Origin of the sequence: Chitinophaga alhagiae (genome assembly GCF_003568665.1) — a bacterium.
Lineage (GTDB): Bacteria > Bacteroidota > Bacteroidia > Chitinophagales > Chitinophagaceae > Chitinophaga > Chitinophaga alhagiae.
Window position 1 is genome coordinate 430797 of sequence record NZ_QXMH01000003.1, and the last position, 12624, is coordinate 443420.

Genomic DNA, 12624 nt, shown 5'->3' on the forward strand with positions numbered 1-12624 from the left:
GTTATAAGTCAAATTTAAATCCAAAATTGTAGCGGGGACGGTAAAACTCCGCCTGCATGGTACGGTCTGCAACGCCCTGGTAATAACGCAGCGGCTGGTTGGTGAGGTTGTTGGCCTCTCCGAACATGCGCAGCTGGCGGGTCAGTTTGAAAGATGCGTTGGCATCCAGGAAGAACTGGCGGTCATAGTACCGGTCATCAAACGCGGAACCGCCCAGCTCATCCAGGTAAGCGGCGGCATAGTTGCCGGAAAGCCTGGCGGAGAAGCGTTTGTTTTCGTAAGAAAGCGATGCGTTGAACATGTGCGGCGCCGTACCGGGCAGGGTTACGCCGGTGCGTTTTTCGCCGTCGCCATTGTACACGCCTTCGGCGGATGATTTGGTATAGGTGTAGTTCAGGTAAACGCCCAAACCTTTCAGGGCGCCGGGCAAAAAGTCCAGCTGGCGCTGAACGGCCACCTCAAAACCGTATACCTTCACCTGGTTGCCGTTGCGGGCCTGCTTGTACGTCCAGCTTTCACCTGCCGGTACGGGATTTTTTTCGCCGGGGTATTCGGCGGCGAATTTTTCCGTGGTGTACTGCTGGTCGTTGTACATGTAGATGAAATCGCGGATGTGCTTGTAGAACACGCCGCCGGAGAGGATGCCTACGGATTTGAAGTAATGTTCGGCCATGAAATCAAAATTCCATGCGTAAGCGGCCTTCAGGTGCGGGTTACCGGCTGCCAGCTCCTCATCGTCCGCAACACTGCTGATGAAAGGCGCAATGTCGTAATAGTTGGGGCGGGCAATAGCCGTGGTAGCGGCCAGGCGGAGGATGGTGTTAGGATTTACATCGTACTTGAAAGTAAGGCCCGGCAACACGTTCAGGTAACTGCTCTTTACACTGCGTTTACCGGTCAGCTCTTCTTCTTCCTCTACTATGTTCCCGTCATAGTCTATCTGCGTATTTTCCAGGCGCACACCGGCTATCATGGAAAAGCGCGAAGAGAAGTCCTGGTCCCAGCGGATGTACCCGGCGGTGATGGTTTCTTTGGCCGTGAAGTTGACGGCCAGGTACTCTGACGGATCTGCGTTCTGTTCAAACAGCGCGCTGTTGTTCAACGCCTGGCTGCCTAAAAACTGTTTGGATACGAAAGAGCCGGGGTTGTATTGTTCACCGGGCTGAAAGCCTTTTCCGTCTGCGGTGTACAGGGGAATGGCAGACAGGTTGCCGAAGGGCGTAACAGGCTCGTACGCAAAGAAATCATTGTTGCGCTTTTTGTCTTTCAGGCGAAGCCGGCTGCCCACGCGCAGGCGGCCTTTCTGGCCGGGCACCACGCTCAGCGGAAAGCGGAAGTTCAGCTTCAGGCCCAGTTCGTTTTCACGGGTATGATCGTGGTTTTCGGAGAGGGAGTTGAACGCAAGATCATCGTTGCTGCTGCCGGGCACGGTAGCAACGGGAAAGCGCGGGTTGGCCAGGTTGAGCGAAACGGGTACGCCCTCCTGCTCAAATTCTATGTACCGTTCGTTAGGCCGGTCTTCACTGGCGGAAGAATAGCTGGCGGCCCAGTCCAGGTCTACCTTGCTGCCTATCAGGTGCTCTCCGCGCAGGGAGTAGTTCTGCACGCGCTGGTCTTCCAGCCGGCGGCTTTTATTGCGGCTGTTGTCTATGCCGCCCTTGGTCTCGCGGGATATGGTGCCGGTGTAACCGGAGAGGTTGTCGTTACCGTCATATTCCGGTTCTATGTCCTTGATGCCAACACGGTAGCGGTTCTCCCGGTCGTCCCGCCAGTTGTACATGGCGTTGGCGTACAGGGTGTTTTTGGAATTGAGCTTATAGTCGAGCGCGGCGGAAAGGCTTCTGCGCACGCGCTGCACGTAGTATTTCCGTATTTCCAGCTCTTCGGTGAACACCCTGTCTTTATCATCCATTGCCCATACGGCTTCCACATCGTCAGAGCCGTAGTCGTTGTTGTTGTAAGATGCGCTCACCACGGCGCCCAGCTTCTGCCCGAAGAAACGGTTGCCCAGCACCAGAGACCCGTTGTACAGCGGGCGGTTGCGGATGGGGTTAAAACCGCCGGAGAGCGTGGCGGACACGCGCGGGCCGTTGGGCGCGGCGCGGGTTACCAGGTTCACGGAACCGCCAATGGCGTCTGCGTCCATGTCTGGCGTGAGCGTTTTGTTCACTTCAATGGTCTGCACCATGTCTGAAGGAATGAGGTCCATCTGTACCCGGCGGTTGTCTCCTTCCGCGGAAGGGATACGGTCTCCGTTCAGCGTTACGGCATTCAGCTCCGGCGCCAGCCCGCGGATGATGATGTTGCGGGCCTCGCCCTGGTCGTTCTGCATGGTGATGCCGGGTATGCGTTTAATGGCATCGCCAATGTTGGCATCCGGGAAACGGCCTATCTGATCCGCGGATACAATGTTGGTTACGTTGGGATTGTTCTTTTGCTGGTTGAGCGCCTTGGCCTGGCCGCGCAGCCGGTCTCCCAGCACCTGCACTTCCCGGCCGCTGATGCCGCCGGCTTCCAGCCCAAAGTTGGCAACGGTATTGGCCCCGGCGTTTACGTCTACGTCGGTAGCGGCTTTTTCGTAACCGATGTAGGTCACTTCCAGCGTATACCTGCCCGCGGGCACGCCGAGAAATTCAAACCGGCCCTGCTGGTTGGACACGGTGTAGTGGTTGCCCGGCCGCAGGCGCAGCGTGGCGCCAGGGAGGGACAATTGCTGGTTTTTGTCTATCACCAGGCCGGTAACCAGGCCGGCGCCCTGCGCATAAGCGGCAATGCTTAAACAGGAAAAAACGAGAAAGGATAAAAGTGTTTTCATGCGGTACGTCTTTTTTTCAGACGGCACAAAGTTGTGCCCCGGCAGGGCCGTTTGGCAAACTTCCGGCGTGAACAAAAAGGCTACAGGCCTTTCCGGCAGCGTGAACAAAGGGGCAACAAACAGGTATTAACTTACTGGTTATCAGTTGTTGCATCCGTTACAAAATGCCTGTTAAGAAAACGTTACCACTAGAGGGACTGTATAAAAACCGCCAGGCTTTCCCCCTGCGGCAGGTTCAGTTTTTTGCGGAGGCGGTAGCGGAGCACCCGCAGGCTGTCTTGCGAAATGCCCAGCAAGGTGGCAATATCGCCGGAGGGCAGGTTCATGCGCAGCAGGGCAATCAGCCGCAGGTCTCCCGGCGTAAGGTGCTCGCAGCAGCTTTTCAGCTTGTCGAAAAAAGACTGGTGTACCTGCTCAAAGATGCCCCTGAACTCGTCCCAATGCTGGTCCTGGTTAAAGTTCCGGTTGATCTGGAGCTGGAGCTGTTTGAGCTGCTTCTTCTGGTCACGCCGGTCTTCTTTCACCATTTCCTCCAGCCGGTCATGCAGGTTTTCCAGCAGCTGGTTCTTCTGGATGATGTGCAGGGTGTGCGTGCTCAGTTCTTTTGACCGCACTTCCAGCTCCTGCTTGAGAGAATGCTCCTGCAGCTTTTTATGTTCCATCTCCGATTCCATCAGGGCCTTCCCGATCTCGTAATGCCGCTTTTCCTGCGCGTTCAGCAACTGCGCGTTGCGGATCTTGAGGCGCTGGCGGCTGATAACCAGCATGGCCACCGCCACCAGCAGCAGGCCCACTACCACCAGCGCCAGCGTAATGTTGCGGGCATTACGAAGGCGGCCTATTTCGTTGTTCTTCTTTTCTATATCGTACATGGTCTGCAGCAGCGCTACCTGCCGGCCGTTTTCCTGTGAATAGATCTGGAGCAGGTGGTGGCGGCTCAGCTCCAGGTAATAGTAGGCGGAGTCGTTCTGCCCCAGCCCGTTGAAGGCTTTGGCAATATCCCGGTAGGCGCTGCACGCCTGGTATTGCTCGTTGTGCCGCAGCGCCATGGCCAGGGCGGCGCGGGTTTGCCGCAGGGCCGCGCCGTAGCGGCCTGTTTTGCGCAGCACGTCTCCCAGGTTGTTGAGCACTTCTATGCAGGCCAGTGAATCGCCGGTTTGTTCGTTGAGCGCCAGGGCCCGGCGGAAGTAAGGCGCGGCGGAATCATAGCGGGCCAGGTCTTCATAGATACTGCCAATGTTCTCGTAGATCTTTGCCATGCCGCGGCGGTCATCTATCTGCAGGTATTGATCAAGGGCCAGGCGCTGGTAGTAGAAGGCGCTGTCATATTGCTGCTGCTTTTCGTAGAGGTGGCCTATTTTGCCGTGGGTGAAGGCCATGCCGGCCCGGTGCTGGCGGCGGCTGTAGAGGGCAAAGGCCTCATTGTGCTCCCGGCGGGCCTGCGCGGGCTGGCGGTTATAATAATAAAGGGTGCCGATGTCGTTCAGGTTCTCTGCTTCCAGCAACGTTTCTCCCTGCTGGTGGAAAAGGCGGCCGGCCTGCAGGTGATAGTCCAGCGCCTGCGGGTAATGCCCCCGGTGATAACAGATGCGCCCCATTTGGCGGAAGCAGCGGGCGGCCTGCAGCCAGTCCTTTTGTTCCAGGGCCTTGTTACTGGCGTCTTTCCAGGCCAGGAAGGAGGTGTCTGCCGGCGGGCGGGCCTGCTCCGGCTGGTGGATGATCAGCGTTTTTTCTTCCTGCGCGCGGAGCGCAACGCAGCAGCCGGCCAGCAGCAACGTCAGAAAGGTGCGGTACAACAACATCATACCACAAATAAAACGCTCCAATGTTACGGTAATATTAAGCGGTGGGGGAAATGTGGTATAGCCAGGTGTAAAACGCCCCTTCTCTACACACCCGCCGGCAAACCCATGGCCGCCGATGCCGCGGCAACAACGTGCCGGTAGCAATGGTTTCACAATGCTGCCCGGAGCAGCCCTGCAGGTGATCGATGCTCATGGAATGATTTATGAAAAACTGCGTAAAATTTTTACATTTAAAGTATATGCGCTACAGTATCGTTCCCTTTATCTTGTTACTGGCCGCCTGCCATTCCACGGGCAGCACAGAATGGCCCGCCTACAACGGCGGCAACAAAGCTCAAAAATATTCCACGCTCAAACAGATAGACACCGCCAACGCGCGGCACCTGCGGGTAGCCTGGCAATACCGCACCGGAGATGCGGACACGGCCAAAGGCTCGCAGATACAATGCAACCCGCTGGTGGTGAACGGCATGCTGTACGGCATCTCTCCCCGCCTGAAGCTCTTTGCGCTGCAGGCCGCCACCGGCGCGCCCCAATGGGTGTTTGACCCGTTTGAGAAAAGTGAGGCGGCCAATGTGAACAACGCCCGCGGCCTGGCGTATTATGCGGATGGAGACAGCAGCGCCCGCCTCTTTTATACGGCGGGGGCATTCCTCTACTGCATCAACGCGGCCAACGGCCGGCCGGTGCAAACCTTCGGCAGCAACGGCCGCATAGACCTGCACGATCATCTCGGGGAAGCCGCCAAAAACCTGTACGTCACTTCCACCTCTCCCGGCATGATCTATAAAGACCAGATCATGGTGGGCACCCGCGTATCTGAAGGCGCAGACGCCGCTCCCGGCCACATCCGCAGTTACAACGTGCATACCGGCCAGATGCAATGGATATTCCATACCATCCCGCAGCCGGGAGAGTTCGGGCATGAGACCTGGAAAGACCCCCAGGCGTACCGCCACATAGGCGGCGCCAACGCCTGGGCCGGGTTCAGCCTGGATGAAGAACGCGGTATCCTCTTTGCCCCCGTAGGTTCCGCCGCGTTCGACTTCTACGGCGCGCGGCGCCTGGGCACCAACCTCTTCGCCAATTGCCTGCTGGCGCTGGATGCCAATACCGGCCAGCGCCTCTGGCATTTCCAGGGCATCCATCACGATGTGTGGGACCGCGACCTTCCCGCTCCTCCCGCCCTGGTAACGGTTACGTACGAAGGAAAACCCACAGACGCCGTGGCGCAAACCAGCAAAACGGGTTTCCTCTTCCTCCTGGACCGCGAAAGCGGCAAACCCCTCTTCCCCGTAGTGGAAAAGGACGTACCGCATCAAAGCCCCCTGCCCGGCGAAGTACTTTCGCCCACACAGCCCTACGCATTGCATCCAAAGCCCTTTGTGCGCCAGGGAATGACGGAGGCAGATCTCCTCACGCAGATACCGGACTCTTCTTACCAGGATATCAAGACCCGCTTTGCCGCCCTGCGCAAAAGCCACATGTTTGAACCGCCCTCCAAAGAAGGCACCCTCATGTTCCCCGGCTTTGACGGCGGCGGAGAATGGGGCGGCCCGGCCTTTGACCCGGCCACCGGCATGCTGTACATCAACGCCAATGAAGTGCCGTGGATATTGCAAATGGTAGACGTTACCGCCAAACGCCATGGCGGCGAGACCATGCTGGCCGCGGGCCGGCGCTTGTACCAGCAACATTGCATGAGCTGCCACGGCGGGGACAGGAAAGGCGGCGGCAACTACCCTTCCCTGCTGGATGCTGAAAAACGCTACACGGCGCAGGCCGTGCTGGACCTGCTGCAAACAGGCCGCCGCATGATGCCCGCGTTCAGCTACCTCCACCCGGAAGAACGGAAGGCCGTAACGCAATACATCCTCAACATGCCCGCCGCCGGCCCATATACCGGCCCCTCCACGCCTATAGACAGCTTCCGCAACCTGCCCTACAACATGGCGGGTTATAAAAAATTCCAGACCAAAGAAGGTTATCCCGCCGTTACCCCGCCCTGGGGCACCCTGAGCGCTATTGACCTGAACACGGGAGAATACCGCTGGAAGGTACCGCTGGGAACGTCCGCCCTCGGCAACACCGGCACGGAAAACTACGGCGCGCCCGTAGTAACGGCCGGCGGCCTGCTCATTATTGCCGCCACGCCAGACAGCCAGCTGCGCATCTTCAACAAACGCAACGGGGCGTTACTCTGGGAAACCACGCTGCCCGCGCCGGGCTTTGCCACACCGGCGGTATATGAGGCTGGCGGGAAACAATATATTGTAATTGCCTGCGGCGGCGGCAAGCTGGGCACTAAGCCGGGGGATAGTTATGTGGCGTTTGCGTTGGGGGAATAAAAAAAGCCGGATCGCTCCGGCCTTTTGCAGTTATTTCATGATCTCATGCCCCAGCTTGTCTCGCTTGGTCTTGAGATAAAATTCGTTGTGCGGGTTAGGGCATATCTCGATGCCTACGTTCTCCACAATTTCCAGCCCGTAACCGCTGAGGCCTGCGCGCTTGCGCGGGTTGTTGGTGATGAGGCGGATCTTGGTCACGTTCAGGTGGCGGAGTATCTGCGCGCCTACGCCATAATCCCGTTCGTCCATGCCAAAGCCCAGCTCCAGGTTGGCCTCTACGGTATCCCGGCCTTCCTCCTGCAGCTTGTAGGCTTTCAGTTTGTTCATGAGGCCAATGCCGCGCCCTTCCTGGTTCATGTACAGGATGAGGCCTTTACCTTCTTTCTCCACCATTTGCATGGCTGCCTGTAACTGCTCCCCGCAGTCGCAGCGGAGGGAATGGAGAATGTCTCCGGTAAAGCAGCTGGAGTGTACGCGGGTGAGCACCGGCTCCCCTGCTTCCCAGTCTCCCTTCTTGAGGGCCATGTGAATATCTCCGGAGTTGAGCTGTTTGAACGCCACCAGCTCAAAGTTGCCGTATTTGGTGGGCATCTGCACCCGTACTTCTTCTTCTATGAGGGTTTCCGTACGGAGGCGGTATTCTATCAGGTCTTTGATGGAGATCAGCTTCAGGTTGAACTTTTTGGCTATTTCCCGCAGTTCGGGCAGGCGGGCCATGGAGCCGTCTTCATTCATGATCTCTACCAGCACGCCAGCGGGCTCAAAGCCGGCCAGGCGGGCCAGGTCTATGGTAGCTTCCGTGTGGCCGGTGCGGCGCAGCACACCACCTTTTTTGGCCCTGAGCGGAAAGATGTGGCCGGGTTTGCCCAGCTCTTCCGGGCGGGTGTCCGGGTCTATCAGGGCCTGGATGGTTTTGGCCCTGTCATGCGCCGAAATACCGGTGGTGCAGCCGTGCCCCAGCAGGTCTACAGACACGGTAAAGGGCGTTTGGTGCAGTGCGGTATTGTCTCTTACCATCAGTTCCAGCCCCAGCTCCTCGCAACGCTCTTCCACCAGCGGGGCGCAAATGAGGCCGCGGCCGTGCATGCTCATGAAATTAATGATCTCTGGTGTTACGTTCCGGGCGGCGGTGATAAAATCCCCTTCGTTCTCGCGGTCTTCATCATCCACCACTATCACGAGTTTTCCCTGTTTTATATCCTCAATGGCGGCCTCTATGGTATCCAGCATAATGTCTTTCCGGTTAGATAAAAGAATGTGCAAAGTTATGACATAAAACCGAGCTTTGAGGGTATTGCCCCCGCAGGGTGCATAACTTGCCATATTATACTTATTTGCATTTGATATTTTGGAAATTCTCTCCCCCTGACCGAACAATTTCCTATTAAAAACCGTTCTACAGTTATTCGATCAAAATCAGCAGGGCCAAATTCTTTGAAAAACGCAACTTGTAACAATTTGTTAATTTGAAGTTAAAGTTCGAATAGCATATTTCTTCATCTTTGCACTATCATCAAATATGTTGTTATGGGATTTAAAAAGTTACTCACTACATGCTTATGTATGCTGGGGGTCAGTGGCGTGTTTGCACAGGTGACTACCAGCGGCTTGAACGGAACTGTAAAAGATGCCCAGCAGGAAGGCCTGCCGGGAGCTACCGTAAAGGCCACCCACCTGCCTACCGGCACAGTATACGGCGTTACCACCCAGGAAGACGGGCGTTATACCCTCCCCAACCTGCGCGCTGGCGGCCCTTATAAAATAGAGGTGACCTTCATCGGGTACACCGGCCAGACTTTTAACGATATCTACCTGCAGCTGGGTATCACCCGCAAGCTGGACGCTACCCTCGAAAGCGGCGCCCAACAGCTCAAAGAGATCAGCGTAACCGGTAACCGCGGGGGCATTATCAACCCTAACAACAGCGGTACGGCGGTGAACATCTCCCGTAACCAGATAGAGAACCTGCCCACTGTTACCCGCTCCGTGCAAGACTTTGCACGCCTCAGCGCACAGGCCAGCACCTTCTCCAACGGCAGCGACGGGTCTCCCCTGGGCATTTCCTTCGGCGGGCAGAACAACCGCTACAACCAGTTTGCCATAGACGGCGCCATGGCCAACGACGTGTTTGGCCTGGCCGCATCCGGCACCAACGGCGGGCAGGCGGGCGCCAACCCGATTTCCATTGAGGCCATTGACCAGATACAGGTAGTGCTCAACCCTTACGATGTGAAACAGAGCGGCTTTGCCGGCGGCGGCATGAACGCCATCACCAAAAGCGGCACCAACGATTTTCATGGCGCGGCCTATTATTACTTCCAGAACGAAGCCCTGGTAGGCAAGTCGCCCAACGATCTGAAGGCCAAATACGGCAAGTTCAACAACGATATTTACGGCGTGGGCATTGGCGGCCCCATCATCAAGAACAAGCTGTTCTTCTACCTGAACGCGGAAAGAACAAAAAGAAGCGCGCCCATAGACTTTAACCCTGATGACCCCAGCACCGGCGCTACCAACTACACCTCTGCCGAACTGAAGAGCATTTATGATAAAGTAATGGCAGACTACCAGGTAGACCTCGGCACCTACACCGCCCAGAGCAAAACGCAGGAGTCTACCTCCCTGCTCGGCCGCATAGACTGGAACATCAACAGCGTACACAAACTGACGCTGCGCTACAGCTACCTGGACGGCAACAACATGCTGGGCACCAGCCGCACCCGGGACCAGGCGTACTACCTTAACAGCTACTACGACTTCCCGTCCAAAACCCACTCGGCCACCATTGAGCTGAACTCGCTCTTCTCCAATAAAATGAGCAACGAGCTGAGAATAGGGATGAACATCGTAAAAGACAACCGCAATTATAAAGGCGAGCCATTTACCAACGTGAGGATCAATGACGCCGGCCGCACCTTCAACATCGGCAGCGAGTTCTCCTCTACCGTGAACGGGCTGAAGCAGAACATCTTTACACTTACAGACAACTTCACGCTGTACAGAGGCGAGCATACCATTACCATCGGTACCAGCAACGACTTCTACAACATGAAGAACGACTTCATCCAGGCCAATTTCGGGGCGTACACCTTCAACTCCCTGAACGATTTCCTGACCGATGCCAAACCTAACCAATACCAGATCAACTATACCACTAACGATACCCTGGCGCGTGACGGCGTGAAATTCTCCGCCGCGCAGTTGAGCCTGTACGCGCAAGACGAGTGGGACGTGGTCTCCAACTTCCGGCTCACTTACGGCCTGCGGGTAGACTTCCCCATCTTCCCCACCAACCCGCCTGACAACCCTGCGTTCAGCAAAGACTTCCCGGGTTATTCCACCTCTATGCTGCCCAAGTCCAAACCGCTCTGGGCGCCACGCGTAGGTTTCAACTGGGACGTGATGAAGAACGGGAAAACGCAGATCCGCGGCGGCGTGGGCATCTTCACCAGCCGCGTGCCGTTTGTATGGATATCCAACCAGTACAATACTACCGGTAACCTGTATACGAACGTGAACCTCTCCGGCAATGCGCTGCCCGCCTCTTTCCGGATGCGGTTTGACAAGAACGCGCCTTTCTTTGACCAATACAGCGCGGCCAACCTGGCCGCCATGGGCGCCAACGTGTCAAGGCCTACCAATATCAACATCACAGCGCGTGACTTCAAGTTCCCGCAGGTGTTCAAGACCAACCTGGCCTGGGACCAGCAGCTCCCCTGGGGCATCATCAGCACCCTGGAGCTGAATTACTCCAAAACCATCAACAACGTTATCTGGACCAACCTGAACGTAGAACGTACCAATAACACCATCACCCTGGGCGGTAACGATGCGCGCCCGGTATGGGATACCGTGTACCGCAACTATGACCAGGTGCTGCTGCTGGAAAATACCAACGAAGGGTACACCTACAACCTCTCCGCCGAGTTTACCAAGAGCACGGCAGACGGGCTCTTTGCCAAAATAGGCTACTCCTTCGGCGAATCCTATTCCCTGAATGACGGCGCTTCTTCTACCGCCGGTTCCAACTGGCGTTTTCCGCCCAACGTGAATGGCCTGAACGAGCTGGACCTGGGTTATTCCAAGTTCCGCATGGGCCACCGCATACTGGCAGCCATTGCCAAAACCTTCCGCTACGGCGGCAGCGACAAGAAATGGGCCACCACCGTGAGCCTGTTCTACAACGGCCAGTCCGGTACGCCATACACCTGGGTATACTTCAACTCGGTAGACCCCACCGGGGACGACCGCGGCGGCAGCGGCAACAACGACCTGCTGTACATTCCCACTACCGCGGAGGTAGCCACCATGCGCTTTGACCCCATCACCAGCAGGGACGCCGCCACCGGCGCTATCATCTACACCCGCTCCGAAGCAGAACAACGGGCGGATTTTGAAGAGCTGATGAGCACAGACAGCTATCTCTCCAAACACCGCGGCCAGCGCGCTGAAAAATATGATGCCCGCACACCCTTTGAGAACGTGTTCGATTTCAAACTGATGCAGGTCATCCCCATCATCAAAGGCCATAAAATAGAACTGACCTTTGATGTGATGAACGTGGGCAACCTGCTGAACCATAAATGGGGCCGCACCCACTTCATCAGCAACAACGTGGCCACGCCCATTACCTTCCGCAGGAATGAAGGCGCCGGCCCCCTGTTCCAGTATGACAGGAGAAGGCTGAATGACTCTGACGGTACCCAAACGGCATACTTCATCAATAACTTCACCTCCCGCTGGAGAGGCCAGTTAGGCATCCGGTACAGTTTTTAAACCAATATTATCATCTGTTGTAAAGGGCCGCCGCCATGGCGGCCTTTTTTACGCTTTCACCACCCAGTCCAGGAACTCCGGCATTACGCCGGCCCAGGTGGCAACATCGTGGCGGCCGCCTTTTACGAGGGTATAATGGATATGTTTGCCTTTTTCATAGCCTTTTTCTTCCAGCAGCTCCATCAGCTCTTCCGTATCATCTACCGCGTCTATCACCCCGTTCACGTTCCTGTCTTCCTTTTCATCTTCCGTACCGGCCTCAAAAAAGAAACGCAGGTCAGGGTGAAAACGCCCTTCTTTCACCTGCCGGTGCATGATGCGGCGCTGCTGCGGCACATCATTGGCGGAGCGCCACCAGAGGGAACCGGAGAACACGCCGGCCTTGTGGAACTCCTTCGGGTGGTTCCACACAATATCCAGCGCGGAAAGGCCGCCCATGGAAAAACCGGCAAACGTTTTGTCAGGGAACTGCCGGTGATAGCGGCTTTCCAGGAAAGGCAGCAGCTCGCGTAAAATGAAACGGGTGTACAGCCCGGCCTTGCAGCCACGGCCCTGGTAGTCCATATGCCGCGCGGTGCCATACTCCTGCAGGCGCTGCGGGCCGGCGTGAATGGCCACCACCCACAGGGATGGATGGCTGGTGTTGTGCAAATGCTCCAGCATGGAAGGGAAACCCATACCGTCAAGGTCCTGCCCGTCATTCAGCAGCAGCAGGTGCGGCGTGTCCCGCGTGTTGGCGGGCTGGTACACGTCAAACGTCACTTCCCTTTGCAGGAAAAGCGAGTACTGTCCATAAGATTCTTTTCTGGGAAACATAAGCAGACGGGTTGTAGCTAAAGTTAAAAAAATAGCGCCAGAGTTGCCGTGAATAATTGTTAAA

The 12624-nt window shown here is 56.6% G+C and carries 6 protein-coding genes; 2 read left to right on the forward strand and 4 right to left on the reverse strand.

Translation table 11 applies throughout. The features are described from left to right. Nucleotide 1: 1 nt before the first annotated feature. Nucleotides 2-2815: a TonB-dependent receptor gene (locus tag D3A97_RS18065; protein ID WP_119080169.1), complete on the reverse strand. Its 2814-nt coding sequence runs from the start codon at nt 2813-2815 to the stop codon at nt 2-4. A gap of 188 nt (nt 2816-3003) precedes the next feature. Continuing rightward, complete coding sequence (locus D3A97_RS18070; protein ID WP_119079923.1) at nt 3004-4620, reverse strand: tetratricopeptide repeat protein; 1617 nt, start codon at nt 4618-4620, stop codon at nt 3004-3006. 239 nt (nt 4621-4859) lie between these two features. On the opposite strand from D3A97_RS18070, the gene D3A97_RS18075 reads away from it, so the two are divergent. Next, nucleotides 4860-6968 (forward strand): outer membrane protein assembly factor BamB family protein, encoded by a 2109-nt coding sequence (locus tag D3A97_RS18075; protein WP_232826009.1) that lies wholly within the window; start codon nt 4860-4862, stop codon nt 6966-6968. A gap of 30 nt (nt 6969-6998) precedes the next feature. On the opposite strand, the gene D3A97_RS18080 is transcribed toward D3A97_RS18075, so the two are convergent. Then, nucleotides 6999-8231, reverse strand: a complete 1233-nt coding sequence (locus D3A97_RS18080; RefSeq protein ID WP_317126383.1) for a bifunctional 3,4-dihydroxy-2-butanone-4-phosphate synthase/GTP cyclohydrolase II — start codon at nt 8229-8231, stop codon at nt 6999-7001. A gap of 300 nt (nt 8232-8531) precedes the next feature. On the opposite strand from D3A97_RS18080, the gene D3A97_RS18085 reads away from it, so the two are divergent. After that, nucleotides 8532-11744 (forward strand): TonB-dependent receptor, encoded by a 3213-nt coding sequence (locus D3A97_RS18085; RefSeq protein ID WP_198674055.1) that lies wholly within the window; start codon nt 8532-8534, stop codon nt 11742-11744. Nucleotides 11745-11792: 48 nt separating this feature from the next. Here the strand turns inward: D3A97_RS18085 and D3A97_RS18090 are convergent, their stop codons facing one another. Beyond that, a complete protein-coding gene (locus D3A97_RS18090) occupies nt 11793-12560 on the reverse strand; it encodes an alpha/beta hydrolase (RefSeq protein WP_119079927.1) in 768 nt (255 codons plus the stop codon). Nucleotides 12561-12624: the final 64 nt, after the last annotated feature.